The sequence below is a fragment of the Stenotrophomonas testudinis genome, from assembly GCF_024499815.1.
In the GTDB taxonomy this organism is placed as follows: Bacteria; Pseudomonadota; Gammaproteobacteria; order Xanthomonadales; family Xanthomonadaceae; genus Stenotrophomonas.
The window spans coordinates 45,222-62,414 of record NZ_JAMOKY010000015.1 but is presented as its reverse complement, the minus strand read 5'-3'; the positions used below and the strand labels follow the sequence as shown (position 1 = coordinate 62,414).

Genomic DNA, 17,193 nt, shown 5'->3' with positions numbered 1-17,193 from the left:
TCGGGCGGATCAACCGCCGCGCAGGTTGCCCAGGCGCGGGGTGCTGCGGCCCAGCGGCATCTTCAGCTTGCCGATGGACAGGATGCGCGCTTCGGCGATGCGGTCGGCCGCACGCTGCGGCGCTATGTTCTCGCGCTGGGACAGTTCGAAGACGCGCGTGAGGTTGTGGTAGATGCTGCGGATCAGGCGCATCGCGCGTTCGCGGTTGTAGCCGTCGATCTCCAGCGACACGTTCATCACGCCACCGGCGTTGACCGCATAGTCGGGCGCGTAGAGGATGCCGCGCGCATGCAGTTCATCACCGATCTCCAGGCTGGACAGCTGGTTGTTGGCGGTGCCGCAGATGATCTTGGCCTTGATGCGCGGCAGGGTGTCGGCATTGATCGCGCTTTCCAGCGCGCACGGTGCGAATACATCGGCGTTGACCTCATGGATCTCGTCCGGCTTGACCGCCTCGGCACCGAAATCGCTGACCGCACGATCGACCAGGCTGCTGTCCAGGTCGGTCACGTACAGCTTGGCGCCGCGGTCGCGCAGCAGCTTCACCAGCTCCATGCCGATATGGCCCAGACCCTGTACGGCGATGCTGGTCTTGCCCACTTCCTCGTGGCCGAACTTGAAGCGCAGCGACGCCATCAGCGCCTGCAGCGCGCCATAGGCGGTGAACGGGGCCGGGTCGCCGGAGCCGCCGTGGACCTGGTGCACGCCGGTCACGAACTGGCTTTCCAGGTAGATGTTTTCCATGTCGTTGACGTCGGTGCCGACGTCCTCGGCGGTGATGTAGCGGCCGCCCAGCGAATCGACGTAGCGGCCGAAGGCGCGGAACAGCACTTCGGTCTTGTCCACCTTCGGGTCACCGATGATGACCGCCTTGCCGCCACCGACATTGAGCCCGGCCAGTGCATTCTTGTAGGTCATCGTCCTGCTCAGCCGCAGCACGTCGGCCAGCGCCTCGTCGGTGCTGGCGTAGGGGCGCATGCGCACGCCGCCCAGGGCCGGGCCCAGGGTGGTGTTGTGGATGGCGATGATCGCCTTCAGGCCGGCATCCTGGTTGTGGCAGAACACAACCTGTTCGTGGCCGGTGGTGGCGAGGGTTTCGAATAGCATGGCGTCTCCGATGGCGCGATCAGCGGCGAACTGCAGCGAACTGCCAATGAACGGTAGGGTCCCAAAACAAAAAAAGCGACGTCGTCATGGCTGGGGGACGGGTCGCGCGGCGCCATTCTAGTCCATTCCCCCGGCATCTGCCGTGCAGATCCGAGCGATCCGGGTTAAAGAAGATGAAAGTGCGGCCGATGCAGCGTCGACGGCAGGTGGCCGATGTGAAGAACGCGCAGGGGCAGTCAGTGGCAGCAGCAGTGCAACGACAGGGCCGATCCGGATGAGGCCGGCCTGGTGGCAAACGCTGGTGGGATGGGTGTCCCGGCTGTCCGGCACGGACCCGGTGCGCCTGGCGACGGCACCGCGGCAGGCCGTGGCCGCCGCTGCAGCCAGCCTGCAGGGCGAGGCGCTGCCGACGGCGGAGGTCGCCGCGCACCTGCAGCGTGGCCTGCATGCCCTGGCGCTGTACCCGCATCTGGCAGGCGAGCCGGCCACGCCCGGCCCCTCCGCGCTGGCCGACGCGGTGGACCGCGCGCTGCAGGACCGTGACTGGGCGACCCGGCAGCTTCCGCGGCGCCCGCAGCTGTTGCCGCAGCTGATCCTGACCGTCAATGACGAGGTGGCCTCGGCACGGGTGATGGCCGCGATCATCGGCCAGGACCCGGTGCTCACCGGCAACCTGCTGCGCATCGCCAACAGCCCGGCCTACAAGGTGCACGAGCGGCCGGTGGACAGCCTGCAGCGGGCGGTGACCCTGGTCGGCACCGAAGGCGTGCGGCAGATCATCAGTGCCGTGCTGGTGCAGCCGGTCATGCAGGTGCAGTGCGAGGTGTTCCCGCAGTTCAGCGCGATCATCTGGGAGCACGCGCTGCTGGCCTCGCGCGCGGCGGCGGACCATGCGCGCACGGTCACCTTCGGCGATGCCTTCGCCGCGCAGTGGCTGGGCCTGGTGCAGGGGCTGGGCGCGGCGCTGGTGATGCGCCAGCTGCTGCAGGAAGCACAGGCACGCAACGAGACGGTGGCGCCGGCGTTGGCCCTGGACCTGCTGCAGCGCTGGTCGCTGCCGCTGGCCCAGCGCGTGGCGGCGGCCTGGGACCTGCCCGAACCGGTGCACCAGGCGCTGGCCGCCGATGCCGAGGGCACGCTGGCCGACAGCCTGCGCCTAGGCAGTGCGGCCGCCGCCGCCAGCCTGCTGTGTCGCCACGGTCACGGCACGCAGGCGCGCATGCTGGCATTGCTGGAGCAGCTGCCCGCAGCGCCGCCGCACGCCCTGCGCTGGATCTGGCGGCGCCTGCACGGGCGCAACGTGGAAACCCTCGACGAAGCCATGCACGACGCCTGCGGCGAGGGCGGCGGGTAAGCGCTACAGCTGCGACTCCACCGGCAGCCAGCTGATGATGCGGGCGGTCGCACGCGAACGCAGCGTGCTGCCGGGCTCGCGGCCCACCCAATGCGGCGGAGGCTGCCGTTCCAGCCAGCGCAGGTCATCGTCGGGGGCCAGCGCCAGCCACCAGCTGTGCAGCGGGTCGGCCAGGCGCAGGTATTCCTCGCGCAGCCGCGCCCCCAGCACCGGGTCGTCGAACAGCACGCCCATTTCGGTGTTGAGGTAGGCCGAGCGTGGGTCGAGGTTGAACGAGCCGACGAAGCCGCGGCGGTCGTCGATGACGAAGGCCTTGGTGTGCAGGCTGGCGCCGCTGCTGCCGAACAGGCTGGATTCGCCAGGCTCACCGCGTGCCTTCAGTTCGTACAGCTGCACGCCGGCCTTCAGCAGCGGCACCCGGTAGCCCATGTAGCCGCCGTGCACGGCCGCCACGTCGGTGGCGGCCAGCGAATTGGTCACCACGCCGACCTGGGCGCCGCGCGCGGACATCGCCGACAGGCCCTGCAGGCCATCCGCGCCGGGTACGAAGTAGGGGGACACCAGCAGCGCGGTATGGCGGGTGGACTGCAGCTCCTCGACCAGCGCACTGACCAGCCAGTCATCACGCGCATCGTTGCGGTGCTTCATCGGCGGGTCGGAAAGGATGCGAACGTTGGCGCTCCAGTGCAGCGGGTCCGGGCCAGGCTGGCGCTGCGCACGCGAATCGGCGACCCGCTGCAGGTAGGGCCGTGCCTTGGCGTGCAGCGCATCCAGATCGGACTGGCGCACCAGTGCGCGCAGCTGGGCATCGGTGTAGGTGGCCAGCGCGGCGATGGGAATGGCGGTGCCGCTGTTCCAGTAGTCGTCGAAGATGCGGTTGGCCTGTTGCACCGCCGGCCCGGCCACCACCAGGTCCAGATCCTGGAAATTCACGTCGTTGCGCGCGCTGAAATATTCCTCGCCGATGTTGCGGCCACCGACGATGGCCACGCGGCCGTCGGCGATCCAGTTCTTGTTGTGCATGCGGTGGTTGACGCTGAAAGCGCGCTGGATCATTTCCAGCGTGCGCGCGATGCCGCTGCGGTTGCGGAACGGGTTGTACAGGCGGATCTCGATGTTGGGGTGCGCGTCGAGCGCCATCATCAGCGCGTCCTTGTCCTTGGCGTTCATGTCGTCAAGCAGGACGCGCACGCGCACGCCACGTTCTGCGGCGTCATACAGGGCCTTGGCCATCAGGTGGCCGACCAGGTCGTCTTGCCAGATGTAGTACTGCAGGTCCAGGCTGCGCCCGGCCTGTTCGGTGATCTTCGCGCGTGCCGCGAACGCGTCCATGCCATCGCTGAGGAAGGCCACGCCGGATTGGCCGGGGTGGGCTTCCAGCTCGGGCAGCAGCTGGCGGTCCATGGCGGTCTGTGCCGGCTGCAGCGGCAGCACGTGCGAGACCGGCCCGTGTGCCTGTGGCGTCAGGTGGTCGGCCAGCAGCAGGCCGGACAGCACCAGCAACAGCAGGGCGGCGATGATGATCGCAACGACGCGCAGCACGCGTCGCCAGGGCGGCAGGGACGGGCTCATGACATCGATGGTAGATCCACGCCATGCGTGGATGCCACCAGCGCAGGCTCAGAACCGCTCGTCGCTGCCCAGATAGCGCCACTGCGCCGGCGGCAGCGGCCCCAACGCCACGCGGCCGATGCGCAGGCGGCGAACCGCAGCCACCTGCAGCCCGGCGTTGCCCACCGCCGTGCGCAGGCCCTTGGCGGTCAGCCCCTTGCCGGCGAAGCGCAGGCGCTGCTCGTTCTGCCAGCTGACCTTGGCGCCACCGGATTCGTGCTGCAGCCGCGCCATCAGCCACGGCCCACGATCGGGCCCGCCCTCGGCCACTTCCACCAGGTATTCCTGTTCGGTGCGGCCCAGGTTGCGCTGCAGATGGGCGAGGGTGGCCGGGTCCTGGCTGACCACGACCAGGCCGCTGTCGGCCGCCGGCAGCGATGCCGCCAGCTGCAGCCCATGGAAATGACGCTGCAGCGGACGGATGTCGCTGGCATCGAGCTCGCTGCGGGTAGCGCTGCTCACCATTGCGCACAGCGACTCGGCGGCGACGCCGGCGGGTTTGTGCAGCAGCATGGTGACCCGTTCGGCCTTGGTGTCTTCGGCCTGTTCGGCCATCACGACCACCGCGCTGTCATCGACCGGGCGCTGTGGCTGTTCAACCACCTCGCCATTGACCGTGACCCAGCCGCCTTCGATGTAACGGCGCGCTTCGCCGCGCGGGATGCCGAGCAGGGCGGCCAGGTGTTTGTCGAGGCGGGTCGGTTCCATGGCGGGCAGGTCGGTCAGGGGGCGCGCAGTGTAGCTGCTGCGGGCGGTCAGCGCTGGCCGCGGTTGGCCAGCTCGGTCAGGTACAGGCGGGTATCGAACTCCAGCTGCAGGTAGTCCGGCTCCATATGCTGGCACAGCTGGTAGAAGGCCTTGTTGTGGTCGGCCTCCTTCAGGTGGGCCAGTTCATGCACCACGATCATGCGCAGAAAGGCGGCCGGCGCCTGGCGGAACACGGTGGCGATGCGGATCTCGCGGCTGGCCTTGAGGCGACCACCGTGCACGCGGGAAATGGCGGTGTGGGTGCCCAGCGCGTGCTTGATGACTTCCAGCGTGTTGTCGTAGCAGACCTTGTTGAGCGGGACCGATTTCCGCAGGTAACGGTCCTTCAGGTCCTGCGTGTAGTCGTACAGCTGGCGGTCGCTGCGTACCTCGTGCGGATCGGGGTAGCGCTGCTTCAGCCAGGGGCCGAGCTTGCCCTGGGCCAGCAGTTCGCTGACCTGGGCGACCAGGGGTTCGGGATAGCCGGTGAGGTACTTCAGGACAGCCATGCAGGGGCGGCGGGGCGTCGGTAGAATGGGGCATCCAAGATTACACGCGGTACGCAACGACCATGGCAAAGCCCAACGCGCTGCAGGAACAATTGCTCAAGGCCGGCCTGGCCAAGAAGTCGCAGGCCAGCGCCGCCGCGAGCGCGCAGGCCAAGGCCCGCCAGGGCAAGGCGGAATCGACTTCGGCCGAGGTCCAGCGCGAAGCTGAACGCGCCCGCGCCGAGAAGGTGGAGCGCGACCGTGCGCTGGCCGCCGAGCGCAATGCGCAGGCCAAGCTGGCTGAACAGAAGGCGCAGGCGAAGCAGATCATCACCGCCCATGCCGTGCCCCACAAGGGCGATGACGAATACCGCTTCAGCGACGGCGCGGCGATCCGCACCCTGCTGATCGACCCCAAGCTGCGCAAGGCGCTGTCGGTGGGCGTGCTGGTGATCGTCGCCCAGGGCGAGGGTTACGCGCTGCTGCCACGTGCGGCCGCCGAGAAGGTGCGCGAGCGCGCCCCGGAAGCAATCATTGTCGACCACGGCCAGCCGGGCTCGACCGCCGAAATCTCCACCGGCAACGCCGAGGACGACGCGTACTACGCCCAGTTCCAGGTGCCGGATGACCTCGTCTGGTAAGGCGCGGCTGAACCGGCCGCGGCGACGGCCGGGCCCTGCCCGGCGCTGCCGTTTGCGGCGGGGTGTATCGTCCCCATATCAGGCGACACACCTGCGGAGGATGGCCATGGCTACCGGATGGGCGGGAGACGGCGCGGTCCAGGACCAGATCGACGCCACCGTCGACGATGCGATCGCCCGCGCGCGGCGCCAGCTGCGGCAGGGCCCGGGTCTGGAGCACTGCGAGGAATGCGACGCGCCGATTCCGTTGGCGCGGCGCGAGGCCGTACCCGGCGTACGGCTGTGCGTGGCCTGCCAGCAGGCGCTGGACGACGATGAGCAGGCGCATGCCGGCTACAACCGGCGCGGCAGCAAGGACAGCCAGTTGAGGTAAAGGGGGGGGGTATTGCAGGGCTGCGCCCTGCACCTGCCGAAGCCGAAGCAAGATCAAGAGCGGCATTCCGTGGGATGGCGGGGCGGTGTGGGTGGTCAGGACACGCCGTAAACCCATCCCTGGGGGCTCGTAGGCGCCATCCATGGCGCCTGCGGTCCTGCCCACCCACACCGCCCCGCCTCTGACAGATTCCGTGCGCTGCTGGCAAATGCAGCTGTTGGTGGGTGCCGACCGTTGGTCGGCACAATTGTCAGATATCGAATGAATTCATCCACGCATGGCGTGGATCTACTGGGACGGGCGGCTGTTGGTAGGTGTCGACCTTGGTCGACACGATTTTTCTGTCAGATATCGATATTCAAACTGGGGTCAGAGCCCGTTGCTCAGCAACGGGATCCGACCCCGTGCCGTTTCGACAGATCGCGGAGAATTGTCGAAGGCGGGGTGGGTCCGGTTGAGGGGGCGTGAGCCGCATGGATGCGGCGACCGAGCTTACATGGACGTACTTGCAGCGTCCCCCTCAACCGGACCCAGCCCGCCAACCCACGGATAGCCCGCTGTTGCTGTTGCTTCGGCTTCGGCAGGTGCAGGGCGCAGCCCTGCAAAGAAAAACCTTCCCTCAGCCGTCGCCCTGGATGCCACCCGGCGCGTGCGAGGGATCGCGCCAGCGCCGTACCGTGCGCTGGAAGAACAGGTTGTTCGGCAGCTGCAGCACCGTGCCCTCGTGGCCGTTGCCGGTTTCCTGCAGCGTCGTGTAGATCAGGTTCACGTCGATCACCCGGCCCTTCAGGCCCGGCTTCTCGCCGTTCTCCAGCACCTCGATGTAGTCATGCAGGCGGAACGGGCGCGTGGTGAAGATCAGCAGCGTGCAGAAGATGTTGGACAACACGCTCCACGCCGCGAAGAACGCCACCGCACCCACCGCGGCAAAACCGGTGAAGGCCGTCCACAGCACCGAGGGCGAAGCACCCAGCAGGCTGAGGATGTACAGCAGCGCGCTGAAATAGACCACGAAACTGGTGATCCGGCGCGCACCCATCGCCATCTCCGGCGGCAGCGTGTAGTGCTCGGCGAAGCGGCGGATCAGGCGGCGGGCAAGCACCCGCAGCAGCCAGGCGATCACCAGCACCAGCACGATATGCAGGGCGATGCCGATGTAGTGCAGCCACGGGTGGCTCCAGGCGGGCAGGTGGTCTTTCAGCGACAACATCATGGGGCGACAGCATCTGGCGTTAACGACCCTTGATGTTACCCGGCGCGTGCCGGGGTTTCGACCGGTCCGGACCACGCCACGCAGACCAGGGCCTGGCGATGCTGATGCACGCAGGCCTGGCCGCTGTCCGCGCGCAGCTGCAGCGACAGGTCCAGGGCCTGCAGCACGACGCAGGCGACGATCACCAGCAGGGCGGCGCAGGAGGGGCTGGACATGGCAGGACTCCGGGAATTTTCACCAAGGACCCTGCATGGATGCAGCCAGCACCGAAAAGGTTGCAATGCGGCTGCCGTCAATCGGGCTTAAACCTTTTTCCGGGTCGCCGCATCCAAGCGATATGCTCGACACCACCATGCCCGCGCTGCCTGCCGCCAACGACGCCGTCGACGATCCCGCCCTGGTGCGGGCCGCGGCCGCCGGAGACATGGCGGCCTATGAACAGCTCTACCGGCGCCACTCGCCGCGTGTGTTCGCCGTACTGTGGCGGCTATCTGGCGGCCAGCAGGCGCGCGCCGAGGATGCGCTGCAGGAAGCCTTCCTGCAGGCCTGGAGGGCGCTGCCGGGGTTCCGGTTTGAAAGCAGCCTGGCCACTTGGCTGCACCGGCTGGGCGTGAACGCGGCGCTGATGGAACTGCGCGGCCGCGCCGCCGGGCAGGACCACGACAGCCTCGATGATGTCGACGGCGGCCTGCAGGAGCTGGCCGTGCACGATCGCTGCGCCGGCACCGAGCGGGACCTGGAGCGCGCGCTGGCGACGCTGCCACCACGGGCCCGTGCGGTACTGGTACTGCACGATATCGAGGGCTGGAAACACCAGGAGATCGCCGAACAGCTGCAGATGGCCGTTGGCAGTTCCAAGGCACAGCTGCACCGCGCGCGTGGCCTGTTGCGCGCGCGTCTGGGAGACATGACATGAGTACCCACGAAACCGATCACGACCACGACCCCGATCTGCAGGCGCGGCTGCGCGCGCTGCCCGACCAGCGCACGCCCCCCGCCGATGGCTGGGCACGCCTGGCGGCGCAGCTGCCACCACGCGAGGCCGCACCCGTCGCGGTGGAGCACGCAGGCAACGTCGTCGCCCTGCCGCAGCGCAGCCGTCTGCGCGGGTGGCTGCCGCTGGGCACGGCGCTCGCCGCCAGCCTGGCCGTCTATGCAGTGGCACCGTGGCGGCAGGCGCCGCTGCAGGCGCCGGCGCCATCGACCCTGCAGCTGCAGGCGGCGGCCATGACCGAGCAGTACCAGCAGGCCGTGGCATCGCTGCCCGGTGGCCGCGCGGCCGCATGGCAGCCGGCCCTGCACGAACTGGATGAAAGCGCGGCACAGATCCGTGCCGCGCTGGCGCAGGATCCGCGCGCACCGCACCTGCTTGGACAGCTCAAGCGTACCTATGCGCTGCGGCTGGAATTGACCCGGCAGGCGGCGCAGGCCGCCGCAGCCGGAATGACAACCTGAGGAGACACCCCATGCGATCCCTTTTTCCGCTCTGCGCTGCGTTGCTGCTGTTGCCCTCGCTGGCCCTGGCCGACACCCGCGTCGATGAGCGCCATGCCCTGGCCAGTGGTGGCCGCATCGAGCTGAGCAACGTGGCCGGCAAGGTCACCGTGCGCGGCTGGGACCGCAACGAGGTGCAGCTGACCGGCAGCCTCGGCGATGGCCTGCAGCTGCGCCAGGAAAAGAGCGCCAACCGCGTGCGCTGGGAAGTGGAGTATCCGCGCCGCCACACCAATGGCACGGCGACGCTGGTGCTGAATGTCCCGCGCGCGTCGGAACTGCTGCTGAGCACGGTCAGTGCCGACCAGGACATCAGTGGCATCGACGTGCGCCGCCTGCAGGCCGATACGGTCAGCGGCAGCCTGACCGCGGCCGGACGCAGTGGCGACAGCAAGCTCAACACGGTCAGCGGCAATGTCATCGCCAAGCTGCAGACGCCGCGGCTGGATGTGAACACGGTCAGCGGCCGCATCGAGGCCGGCGGCGGCGTGTCTGGGGATATTGGTGCGCAGACGGTGTCCGGGCGGGTCGGCGTGGATGCCGGCCGCGTCCAGCGCCTGGCGGTGGAGACGGTCTCGGGCGCCATCGATCTGTCCACCTCCGGCCTGGCGCCGGGGGGCCGCATCAACGTGGAATCGGTCAGTGCGTCGGTCAACCTGCGGTTGCCGGTCAAGGTCTCGGCACAGCTGTCGGTGAACAGCTTCGCCGGCTCGATCAACAGTGATGCCGGCACCGTGGAGCGGCCGCGCTATGGGCCGGGCAGCAGCCTGGACACGAAGCTGGGTGGCGGCGATGGTGACATCCGCATCCAGTCGCATTCGGGCAGCGTGCGGGTCAGCCTGGACCGCTGAGCGCGGCCCGGCAGGCCGCGGCGGCAACGCCGCCGCGGTCAGGGTGGGTCAGCTGGCTTTCTTCAGCGCCCAGGTGGTGCCAAGCACTTCGATCTTGCCACCGCTCTTGCGGAACGCGGCCAGATCGGACGCAATCGAATCGCTGCTGACCGTGGTGCTGGCGGCCGCGCCCTTGCGTTCGCTGCGGATGCTGTTGGTAGCCTTCGCGGGGGTCTTTGCCTTGCGGGGCATGGTTGCTCCTGTCAGGTGGAAGGGGAGGAAAGCGACCAGGCATCGGCCTGGCGCAGGTAATCCTGCCGCTCGCGGCGGCAGTCGTCGCCACCCATCGAAAACTGGCGGCAGATCGCCGGGCGCTGCGAATAGATCGTGCAGCGCAGGTGATAGGGATCGATCGCCGCGCACCAGCCCTCGTCATTGCGCGCCATCACGGCACGGCCGTGCCTGTCGCGCGAGGTATACTGGCGGGGCACGTCGTCGCCGGCCTGCAGCAGCACGGGCAACCGGCAACAGACCGCGTCACAACGGCGGCAGTCGATGGGTGCTGGTGTTTCTTCAGGTTGTGCGGCCACGGGGGCCAGGCGGGTGCCCAAAGCGGGTCTCGATGGCGGCTCGGGTAGTACGCGGACCATGAACGAGCCAGAAGGCATGGCCGCAAGGCCCGCTGGGCGGGCCGGGCCCTACCCGGGTACACACACCGGCGCAGCCGGCGGAAGGTAGAGCCCTATCAAGCCTACCGAGGGTAGCAAACTCCGCGTAACGTTTTGTTAATCCCGGCTGGCTGCCGCGAGCGCCAAGCCCTGGACGACGCCCAGCGAGGGCTCGCCGTGGACCATGCGGGCGCCCGGGAAGGCCTCGGCGGCGGCCTGCCGCAGGTAGCCGGCGCGGGACATGCCGCCGGTCAGGAACACCGCATCCGGGTCGCCGCCGATGTCGCTGCGGACCTGGGCCAGCAGCTCGCAGATCTGGGTCAGGTAGCCCGAGGCGGCCGTGGCCAGGCCGTCGGTGCTGCTGTCGGCATGCAGGTCGCGGGCGATGTAGTCCAGCGTGCTGCGGTGGCTGGGGCTGCTGCTCAGGGCGATCTTGGCGCGTTCGACGTCGCGGTACAGGCGCGCGGTGTTGCCGGCGTCCTGCAGCGCCTGCAGGCGCGAACCCCACGGATCGTCGACATGGTCGTACTTGTGCTGGCGGAAATCGCGCTGGCGGGTCATGTCCTGCACGGTGGCCGCTTCCACGTAGTGGTGGGCGGGCACGCGGGTGACGCCGCGGCCGAACAGCGGCATGTAGCTGGACAGGCTCAGTGACAGATCGATATCGGTACCGCCGCGGGCGATACCCCAGGCCCGGTGGATGCGCGGGGCGGCATCGCCACCGACTTCGGCATGGGCGATGTCGGTGGTACCGCCGCCGATGTCGACGATGACAGCCTGGTGCCGCTCACGGCTTTCGGCGTGGTAGTGCATGGCCGCCGCGGCCGGCTCCTCGAGGAAATCGATCTGGTCGAAGCCGGCCTGGGTGGCGGCCTCGCGCAGGATGTCCAGCGCCTGGTCATTGCCGGCGGCGCCGATCGAGCTGCGGAACTGCACCGGGCGGCCGAGCAGGGCCGCGCGCAGCGGCTGGCCGAGCTGGGCGCTGGCGGTCAGGCGGATGTGTTCGAGGATGTGCGCGGCGATGCCGGTGATGGTCTGGCGCGCGCGCGGGTGCAGGTTGTAGCCGAGCATCGACTTCGGGCTCTGCACCAGGTTGCCTTCGTGTTCCTCGAAATAGGCTTCGAGGGCGTCATCGCCGTAGATGGCGTTCTGCAGCAGGTCGCTGGCGCTGCGTTCCTTGCCGGCGCGGGCTTCCATCCATTCGCGGCGCAGGGCGCGCAGGGCTTCACGGCGCAGCGCCTGCGGGGTGCGTTCCTGGCCGGCGGCCCGGGCGGCACGCGCGGCGCTGTCGATCATCTGCTGCAGTTCGTGTTCCTGGCCGGCATCGAGCTGGAAGTCGTCCGGGTCGGGCACCACGCCGGGGAAATACACGCTGGTGCGGAACTGTTCCGCTTCGCCGAAGCGGATCGGCAGCAGCTGTCCATCACGGACGATGGCGGCGGCGGAGTTGCTGGTACCGAAGTCGATGCCAAGGCGCATGGGGAGGTCCGGGGGCGGGCGGGGGCCGCGCACTCTGCTGCAGTTCGGGTCTTCCTGCAAGTTCCCGCCTCTCGTTCAGGTGGGTTCAGCGCCTCCCTGGATCGCTTGGGCGGCGCGGGGAGGGGCGGACGGGACACGCGGTAAATACGTCCATGTAGCTCGTAGGCGCCGTCCGTGGCGCCTACGGTCCCGTCCGCCCCTCCCCACGCCGCCACGACAGTTCCCCGCGTCGCGTCAGCAAGCGGCAGAGCAGCAGCCCAGGCTTTTTGAATTTTCCGGCCGCCGCCGCGGGAATCTGTCCAGAGGCGAGGGGCCATGCGGGGCAGGACCGGTGGCGCCATGGGCCCGAGGCATGCCTCGGGCGGGTTGGGCGGGACGCCCAACCCCGGTCTTGCCGTGTGCGCAGGACAGCGCACACGAGCAAGACGCCATCGAGCCCCCATGGATGGGTTTACGGCGTGTCCTGACCCGCATGGCCCCTCGCCTCAAACCAGTATCAACAGAGGCGCCACACGCGGGAAAAAATGGAAGCACGGACCCGGCGGTTACAATGGCGGTTGTTGATTCATTTTGAGGTACTTGCTGATGTCTTCCGCTCCCGCTTGCCCGCAGTGCACCCTGGAAAACACCTATGCCGATGGCGCGCTGTGGATCTGCGCCGACTGCGGTTTCGAGTGGACCGCCGAGGAGGGCGCCGGCGCCTCCCTCGTCGTGCGCGACAGCAACGGCAACACCCTGCAGGCCGGCGACACGGTCACCGTCATCAAGGACCTGAAGGTCAAAGGCTCGTCCATCCCGCTCAAGCAGGGCACCGTCATCCGCAACATCCGCCTCGTCGAGGACGATGCCGAACACATCGAAGGCAACTCGGACAAGATCAAGGGTCTGGTGCTGAAGACCTGCTTCCTCAAGAAGGCCTGAGCCGCGCTCAGCGTCGCGCCTGCTGCGTGCGCAGGCGCGACAGGCCGTCCAGCTTGGCCTGGTAGCGCTGCTGGTTGACACTGCCACCCAGCGACCTTGCCCGCGTCAGTTCGCGGTCGGCACGGGCCAACTGGCCCGAGAGGAAATACGCGCGCGCCAGCCCGAAATGGAACTGGTGCGCGTTGTCGTACAGCTGCACCGCGCGCCGGTAATAGCGGATCGCCGTGGCCAGGTCGCCGTTGCGCTCGGCGGCAGCACCGGCCATGTACTGCGCGAACGGGTCGTCGCGCTGCGCCGCCTTCAAACGCTGCTCCAGCGCCTGCGCCTGCGTCACCAGGCCCAGGCGGCGATACAGCACGCTGGCGTTGATCAGCGCCGAATCCTCGCGGCCATCCAGGCGCAGCGCATTCTCCAGTGCGGCGCGCGCGCCCGCGAAGTCACCTTCGCGGCTGTCGAGGACGCCGAGGTTGTTCCAGGTCGGCGCAAAATCCGGCGCGCGCGCCAGTGCCGCAGTGAAGAACGCGCGCGCGCCCACCTTGTCGCCCGCGGTCATGCGCTCGGCGCCGCGGTTGTTGTAGAAGTGCGCCAGTGCGCGGTCCAGCGAGATCGGGTGCGGGCCGCGGCGGTCGTAGAGGATGTTGCGGTCGAGGTCGACAGTCCCGCCGCGCCCGTCGACCATGATCCCCACGTTGACGTGGCCCACGCTGTAGACCACGCCCTGTTCCTGGTCCTGGTACCAGGACACCACGCGATCCACCTCCTGCACGCGCGCCTGGATGCCGGCTTCGCGCGCCAGGGTGGCGAACAGCAGGGTGAACGCCAGGCAGTTGGCCTGGCGCTTCTGCCAGATTTCGGTGAGCGTGTAGGTCGCCGTCGGGTCGTACTGCATGTCCAGCGCCTGTGCACCGAAGATCATTTCGGCCAGCGCCTGCAGGCGCTGCTCGCGCGAGCTGTGGCGGGCGATCACCCGCGTCTGCAGCATCTGCCGCAGCGGTGCGGGAATGGCCAGCACCTGTTCCGGTGTCGGCACGCTGGCCACCGCAACCGGTGCGGCCGGCGCCATCAGGGGTTCGGGTGGTGGAGGATCCTGGGCCAGGGCGGCTGACACGCCCGTGGCAGCGAGCAAAGACGCAAGGCAACAAGCGGCAAGACGGCGCATGGCAGTTTCCTGCGGCGGCGGGTAGGCCCGCCTGCCGGCAGTGTAGACCCGCGCGGGTGGGCCGGCATCAACCATTTATCGGTCCTCCGCGTTCATCCACATGCGGTGTGGACCAGCCCGCGACAAAGCTGTGGACAACCCCTTGCCAGCCTTGCCCGGCGGGCGATGTGAGCGGCTGGTGAAAAATTGTCCAGCTTGCCCGCGGCGCCTGCGGGCGGGATGATCCCCTGCATGGACTTCGCCCCGATCCCGCTTGCACCGGCGCAGTGGCAGACGCTTCAGGATGCCTACGCCACGCCGCCGCGCGCCTACCACCACTTCGGCCACGTGCGCGCGGTGCTGCAGCACTGCCAGGACGTCGCGGCCGGGCCGGGCTGGCAGCAGCCCGCCGAGGTGTATCTGGCGGTGCTGTACCACGACGCCATCTACCAGGCAGGGCGCAAGGACAACGAAGCGCGCTCGGCCGAGCTGGCGCGCAGGGCCATCGCGCATGCGCCGGAGCTCTCGGGCATCGATGCCGCGCGGGTGGAACAGCTGATCCTGCTGACCGCGCGCCATGGCGAACTGGGACCGGACGACGTGGATGCCGAGGCGGCCCTGTTCCTGGATTGCGACATGGCCATCCTGGCGGCCCCCGAAGCGGTGTTCGCCGCCTACGACCGCGGCGTGGCCGAGGAGTACCAGGGCGTGGTGCCGGGCTTTCTCTACCGTGCCGGCCGCCGCCGCTTCCTGCAGGGCCTGCTGCGCGCGCCACGCATCTTCCTCAGCGACTTCTTCCACCAGCGCCTGGATGCGGCGGCGCGCGCCAACCTGCAGCGGCAGCTGGACGCCTGAGCGGGATCGTTACACTGGGCGCCTGTCTGCAACGCCGTGCCTGCCCGTGACCGACCCCGTGCCTGTGCCTGATCCCGATCCGCGTCCGCTACCGCCGGAAGAGCCCGGCCCCAACGAGTGCTGCGGCAGTGGCTGCCCGCTGTGCGTGCTCGACCTGTATTCCGACGAGCTGCAGCGCTACCGCAAGGCGCTGGCCGAATGGAAGGCGCGGCATCCGCAGGAGGCGCCATGACGCGCGCGCGGCCGGCGGCATTGCTGGCCATGGTCGCGTTGCTGCTGTTCATCGCCACGGCGCTGTGGACCCAGTTCGCGCGCAGTGACCTGGACTGGGTGCAGACCACCCTGAGCATCTACCTGCACGGCCCCTCAGGGCTGGCCCTGCGCAGTGCCTACTGCCTGCTGGCGCTGGCCATCGCCGTGCTCGGCATCGCGCTGTACCGGCACAGCACGGGGCCACGCCGCAGTGCCGCCGCGCCGCTGCTGTTCACCGTGGCCGCGCTCGGCCTGGCCACAGTGTCCATCGGCGACAGCTGGCTGCCCGAGGCGACGCCACTGCTGGCGCCGCTGGTACATGGCGTGGCTGCGAACACTGCCTTCCTGTGCGCCAGCGTCGGCATGCTGCTGCAGGCGTGGTACCTGCGCCGCGAGCCGGGCTGGCAGCGCAGTGCGGCCCTGCTGTGGGGCTGGGCGTGGCTGGCCTTCGCCCTGTTGTGGCTGCACGTGCTGTGGCGGGCAGGTCCGCCGCGTGGGCTGGGCCAGAAAACGGTGATCGTGGTGATCGTCGGCTGGCTGCTGTGGCTGGCCGTGGCGATGTACCGGCGGGGTCGTCGCAGCGCTTCCAACTAGACCTCAAACGGCCCGCACGGGTACGTGCCGTGCACGCGGTGGCGGCGTATCGTGTGCGCATTCCACCGGGGATGCGATATGAAGCGTGCAGGGCTGGGCAGGGCAATGGGTGTGGTGCTGGCGCTGGCGGCGTTGCCGGCCATGGCGGCGGCGAACGTGCAGCAGTTCAGCCACGGGCGCTTCGACCAGATACCGGTGCACATGCCGGCGGGAACCCCGCAGCGGGTGGTGATCTGGTTCCATGAGCCGACCGCCGGTGGCGATACCAGCCGCCTGCCGATCGAGGCCCTGCGTGCCGATGGCGCTCTCGTCGCCGCCGTGGACATCAATCACCTGCGTGGCGTGCTGAAGCGCGAAGGCAATCCGACCTGTTCGTTCGGTGCCGGCGACGTCGAGAATTTCTCGCGCTGGCTGCAGGCCTCGCTGCACCTGCCGGGTTATCACCTGCCGTTGGTTGGCGGTGATGGCGAGGGTGCGGAGATGGCCTACACGCTGGCCGCGCAGGCCGATACCCAGGTCTTTGCCGGCCTGCTGACCACCGGCTTCTGCCCTGGCCACAGCCACGAGCGCATGGTCTGCGGCGATGGCGTGAAGCACAACCGGCTGCAGCCGGCCGAACTGAATTTCCCGTGGCTGAGCGCGGCCGGCGGCAACGCCTGCCAGGCCGGCCAGGGCAGCCCGTTCGTGCAGCAGGTGGCGATGGCGCGTGAGTTCAAGCGCACCGCGCGCGGCGATGCCTCGCCCGGCCTGGTGGCTGCGGCACGGGTGGTGGGCGCGCAGGCCGGCGTGAGCCTGGCACCGCCGCCGGATGCGTTGAAGGGATTGCCGGTGGTGGAAGTGCCGGCCACCGGCAACGGCGACACCCTGGCCATCTTCGTGTCGGGCGACGGCGGTTGGGCCGGCCTGGACAAGAACGTTGCCGCCTCGCTGAGCGAGCATGGCGTGGCCGTGGTCGGCATCGATTCACTGCGGTATTTCTGGAGCGAGCGCACGCCCAAGGGCTTTGCCGCCGACCTGCAGAAGATCATCGCCCACTACCGGCAGCAGTGGCACCGCGACAAGGTGGTGCTGGTCGGGTTCTCGCAGGGCGCCGACGTGCTGCCGGCCACCATCAACCAGCTTGATGCAGGCACCCGCGAGAGTGTCGAGCGCATCGCCCTGCTGTCGGTGGGGCGCAAGGCCGATTTCGAATTCCACGTCAGCAACTGGCTGGGCGGCGGTGGCGATGGCCTGCCGATCGCGCCGGAAGTGGCCAGGCTGCCGGCGGGCAAGACGCTGTGCGTGTACGGCGAAAAGGATGAGGATGCGCTGTGCCCGGATCTGCCGGCCGGCGAGGCGGTGCAGAAGGTGAAGCTGCCGGGCGACCATCACTTCAATGGTGATTACGACCGCCTGGCGGAGGTGATCCTCAAGGGCGGCGCGTAGGCC

Annotated in this window: 21 protein-coding genes; 11 read left to right on the top strand and 10 right to left on the bottom strand. The window is 68.9% G+C overall.

What is annotated here, in order from left to right:
- Positions 1 to 9: 9 nt before the first annotated feature.
- Complete coding sequence (locus tag NQ204_RS10740) at positions 10 to 1,107, bottom strand: Glu/Leu/Phe/Val dehydrogenase dimerization domain-containing protein (protein WP_256643857.1); 1,098 nt, start codon at positions 1,105 to 1,107, stop codon at positions 10 to 12.
- 274 nt (positions 1,108 to 1,381) lie between these two features.
- Between NQ204_RS10740 and NQ204_RS10735 the strand changes: the two genes are divergently transcribed.
- Positions 1,382 to 2,461, top strand: coding sequence for an HDOD domain-containing protein (locus tag NQ204_RS10735; RefSeq protein WP_256643856.1), 1,080 nt, complete (start codon positions 1,382 to 1,384; stop codon positions 2,459 to 2,461).
- Positions 2,462 to 2,464: 3 nt separating this feature from the next.
- Here the strand turns inward: NQ204_RS10735 and NQ204_RS10730 are convergent, their stop codons facing one another.
- Genes NQ204_RS10730 through NQ204_RS10720 form a run of 3 tightly spaced genes read right to left on the bottom strand, consistent with a single transcriptional unit; the run spans position 2,465 to position 5,328 of the window.
- On the bottom strand, positions 2,465 to 4,033 hold the full coding sequence (locus NQ204_RS10730; RefSeq protein ID WP_116864083.1) for a phospholipase D family protein: 1,569 nt from the start codon (positions 4,031 to 4,033) through the stop codon (positions 2,465 to 2,467).
- Between the two features lie 48 nt (positions 4,034 to 4,081).
- Positions 4,082 to 4,780 (bottom strand): RNA pseudouridine synthase, encoded by a 699-nt coding sequence (locus NQ204_RS10725; protein ID WP_116864082.1) that lies wholly within the window; start codon positions 4,778 to 4,780, stop codon positions 4,082 to 4,084.
- A gap of 47 nt (positions 4,781 to 4,827) precedes the next feature.
- Positions 4,828 to 5,328 carry a M48 metallopeptidase family protein gene (locus NQ204_RS10720; protein WP_116864081.1) on the bottom strand — a complete coding sequence of 167 codons (501 nt, stop codon included), beginning with the start codon at positions 5,326 to 5,328 and terminating at the stop codon, positions 4,828 to 4,830.
- Between the two features lie 62 nt (positions 5,329 to 5,390).
- Here NQ204_RS10720 and NQ204_RS10715 point away from each other — a divergent pair, with 62 nt between their 5' ends.
- On the top strand, positions 5,391 to 5,948 hold the full coding sequence (locus tag NQ204_RS10715; protein WP_108769567.1) for a DUF2058 domain-containing protein: 558 nt from the start codon (positions 5,391 to 5,393) through the stop codon (positions 5,946 to 5,948).
- A 106-nt stretch (positions 5,949 to 6,054) separates the two neighbouring features.
- Positions 6,055 to 6,321, top strand: coding sequence for a DksA/TraR family C4-type zinc finger protein (locus NQ204_RS10710; RefSeq protein ID WP_108770729.1), 267 nt, complete (start codon positions 6,055 to 6,057; stop codon positions 6,319 to 6,321).
- A gap of 619 nt (positions 6,322 to 6,940) precedes the next feature.
- Here the strand turns inward: NQ204_RS10710 and NQ204_RS10705 are convergent.
- A complete protein-coding gene (locus NQ204_RS10705; RefSeq protein ID WP_116865458.1) occupies positions 6,941 to 7,534 on the bottom strand; it encodes a mechanosensitive ion channel family protein in 594 nt (197 codons plus the stop codon).
- Positions 7,535 to 7,569: 35 nt separating this feature from the next.
- Complete coding sequence (locus NQ204_RS10700; protein WP_256643855.1) at positions 7,570 to 7,749, bottom strand: hypothetical protein; 180 nt, start codon at positions 7,747 to 7,749, stop codon at positions 7,570 to 7,572.
- A 122-nt stretch (positions 7,750 to 7,871) separates the two neighbouring features.
- Between NQ204_RS10700 and NQ204_RS10695 the strand changes: the two genes are divergently transcribed.
- From NQ204_RS10695 to NQ204_RS10685, 3 genes are read left to right on the top strand one after another with little or no spacing between them, the layout of a single operon-like run.
- Positions 7,872 to 8,450 (top strand): RNA polymerase sigma factor, encoded by a 579-nt coding sequence (locus tag NQ204_RS10695; protein ID WP_116865456.1) that lies wholly within the window; start codon positions 7,872 to 7,874, stop codon positions 8,448 to 8,450.
- A complete protein-coding gene (locus NQ204_RS10690) occupies positions 8,447 to 8,989 on the top strand; it encodes a hypothetical protein (RefSeq protein WP_256643854.1) in 543 nt (180 codons plus the stop codon). The genes NQ204_RS10695 and NQ204_RS10690 overlap by 4 nt, the downstream gene beginning before the upstream one ends.
- 11 nt (positions 8,990 to 9,000) lie before the next feature.
- Positions 9,001 to 9,879, top strand: coding sequence for a DUF4097 family beta strand repeat-containing protein (locus tag NQ204_RS10685; RefSeq protein WP_256643853.1), 879 nt, complete (start codon positions 9,001 to 9,003; stop codon positions 9,877 to 9,879).
- Between the two features lie 48 nt (positions 9,880 to 9,927).
- Here the strand turns inward: NQ204_RS10685 and NQ204_RS10680 are convergent, their stop codons facing one another.
- From NQ204_RS10680 to NQ204_RS10670, 3 genes are all read right to left on the bottom strand, one after another.
- The gene (locus NQ204_RS10680) at positions 9,928 to 10,110 is read right to left on the bottom strand and encodes a hypothetical protein (protein WP_079222716.1); all 183 of its coding nucleotides are present in this window, start codon (positions 10,108 to 10,110) and stop codon (positions 9,928 to 9,930) included.
- Positions 10,111 to 10,121: 11 nt separating this feature from the next.
- The gene (locus NQ204_RS10675) at positions 10,122 to 10,415 is read right to left on the bottom strand and encodes a YkgJ family cysteine cluster protein (protein WP_108747862.1); all 294 of its coding nucleotides are present in this window, start codon (positions 10,413 to 10,415) and stop codon (positions 10,122 to 10,124) included.
- Positions 10,416 to 10,643: 228 nt separating this feature from the next.
- The gene (locus tag NQ204_RS10670) at positions 10,644 to 12,005 is read right to left on the bottom strand and encodes an Hsp70 family protein (protein ID WP_256643852.1); all 1,362 of its coding nucleotides are present in this window, start codon (positions 12,003 to 12,005) and stop codon (positions 10,644 to 10,646) included.
- A 585-nt stretch (positions 12,006 to 12,590) separates the two neighbouring features.
- Between NQ204_RS10670 and NQ204_RS10665 the strand changes: the two genes are divergently transcribed.
- Positions 12,591 to 12,926 carry a zinc ribbon domain-containing protein YjdM gene (locus tag NQ204_RS10665; protein ID WP_256643851.1) on the top strand — a complete coding sequence of 112 codons (336 nt, stop codon included), beginning with the start codon at positions 12,591 to 12,593 and terminating at the stop codon, positions 12,924 to 12,926.
- 7 nt (positions 12,927 to 12,933) lie between these two features.
- Here the strand turns inward: NQ204_RS10665 and NQ204_RS10660 are convergent, their stop codons facing one another.
- Positions 12,934 to 14,085 carry a tetratricopeptide repeat protein gene (locus NQ204_RS10660; protein WP_488192357.1) on the bottom strand — a complete coding sequence of 384 codons (1,152 nt, stop codon included), beginning with the start codon at positions 14,083 to 14,085 and terminating at the stop codon, positions 12,934 to 12,936.
- Positions 14,086 to 14,316: 231 nt separating this feature from the next.
- On the opposite strand from NQ204_RS10660, the gene NQ204_RS10655 reads away from it, so the two are divergent.
- The 4 genes from NQ204_RS10655 to NQ204_RS10640 all read left to right on the top strand — a co-directional run bounded on the left by NQ204_RS10655 (position 14,317) and on the right by NQ204_RS10640 (position 17,190).
- Complete coding sequence (locus NQ204_RS10655; RefSeq protein WP_116864978.1) at positions 14,317 to 14,919, top strand: HD domain-containing protein; 603 nt, start codon at positions 14,317 to 14,319, stop codon at positions 14,917 to 14,919.
- Between the two features lie 58 nt (positions 14,920 to 14,977).
- A complete protein-coding gene (locus tag NQ204_RS10650; RefSeq protein WP_207776500.1) occupies positions 14,978 to 15,151 on the top strand; it encodes an oxidoreductase-like domain-containing protein in 174 nt (57 codons plus the stop codon).
- Positions 15,148 to 15,765 (top strand): DUF998 domain-containing protein, encoded by a 618-nt coding sequence (locus NQ204_RS10645; protein WP_116864976.1) that lies wholly within the window; start codon positions 15,148 to 15,150, stop codon positions 15,763 to 15,765. The genes NQ204_RS10650 and NQ204_RS10645 overlap by 4 nt, the downstream gene beginning before the upstream one ends.
- A 78-nt stretch (positions 15,766 to 15,843) precedes the next feature.
- Entirely contained in the window at positions 15,844 to 17,190 is a 1,347-nt protein-coding gene (locus NQ204_RS10640) for a virulence factor family protein (RefSeq protein ID WP_305888372.1), read from the top strand.
- Positions 17,191 to 17,193: the final 3 nt, after the last annotated feature.

Bases quoted from the DNA above. Each gene is read 5' to 3' on its own strand.
- NQ204_RS10645 (WP_116864976.1), top strand. From the start codon at position 15,148: ATGACGCGCGCGCGGCCGGCGGCATTGCTGGCCATGGTCGCGTTGCTG.
- NQ204_RS10655 (WP_116864978.1), top strand. From the start codon at position 14,317: ATGGACTTCGCCCCGATCCCGCTTGCACCGGCGCAGTGGCAGACGCTT.
- NQ204_RS10665 (WP_256643851.1), top strand. From the start codon at position 12,591: ATGTCTTCCGCTCCCGCTTGCCCGCAGTGCACCCTGGAAAACACCTAT.
- NQ204_RS10700 (WP_256643855.1), bottom strand. From the start codon at position 7,749: ATGTCCAGCCCCTCCTGCGCCGCCCTGCTGGTGATCGTCGCCTGCGTC.
- NQ204_RS10705 (WP_116865458.1), bottom strand. From the start codon at position 7,534: ATGATGTTGTCGCTGAAAGACCACCTGCCCGCCTGGAGCCACCCGTGG.
- NQ204_RS10720 (WP_116864081.1), bottom strand. From the start codon at position 5,328: ATGGCTGTCCTGAAGTACCTCACCGGCTATCCCGAACCCCTGGTCGCC.
- NQ204_RS10735 (WP_256643856.1), top strand. From the start codon at position 1,382: ATGAGGCCGGCCTGGTGGCAAACGCTGGTGGGATGGGTGTCCCGGCTG.
- NQ204_RS10685 (WP_256643853.1), top strand. From the start codon at position 9,001: ATGCGATCCCTTTTTCCGCTCTGCGCTGCGTTGCTGCTGTTGCCCTCG.
- NQ204_RS10725 (WP_116864082.1), bottom strand. From the start codon at position 4,780: ATGGAACCGACCCGCCTCGACAAACACCTGGCCGCCCTGCTCGGCATC.
- NQ204_RS10730 (WP_116864083.1), bottom strand. From the start codon at position 4,033: ATGAGCCCGTCCCTGCCGCCCTGGCGACGCGTGCTGCGCGTCGTTGCG.
- NQ204_RS10715 (WP_108769567.1), top strand. From the start codon at position 5,391: ATGGCAAAGCCCAACGCGCTGCAGGAACAATTGCTCAAGGCCGGCCTG.
- NQ204_RS10640 (WP_305888372.1), top strand. From the start codon at position 15,844: ATGAAGCGTGCAGGGCTGGGCAGGGCAATGGGTGTGGTGCTGGCGCTG.
- NQ204_RS10690 (WP_256643854.1), top strand. From the start codon at position 8,447: ATGAGTACCCACGAAACCGATCACGACCACGACCCCGATCTGCAGGCG.
- NQ204_RS10710 (WP_108770729.1), top strand. From the start codon at position 6,055: ATGGCTACCGGATGGGCGGGAGACGGCGCGGTCCAGGACCAGATCGAC.
- NQ204_RS10740 (WP_256643857.1), bottom strand. From the start codon at position 1,107: ATGCTATTCGAAACCCTCGCCACCACCGGCCACGAACAGGTTGTGTTC.
- NQ204_RS10695 (WP_116865456.1), top strand. From the start codon at position 7,872: ATGCTCGACACCACCATGCCCGCGCTGCCTGCCGCCAACGACGCCGTC.
- NQ204_RS10680 (WP_079222716.1), bottom strand. From the start codon at position 10,110: ATGCCCCGCAAGGCAAAGACCCCCGCGAAGGCTACCAACAGCATCCGC.
- NQ204_RS10660 (WP_488192357.1), bottom strand. From the start codon at position 14,085: ATGCGCCGTCTTGCCGCTTGTTGCCTTGCGTCTTTGCTCGCTGCCACG.
- NQ204_RS10670 (WP_256643852.1), bottom strand. From the start codon at position 12,005: ATGCGCCTTGGCATCGACTTCGGTACCAGCAACTCCGCCGCCGCCATC.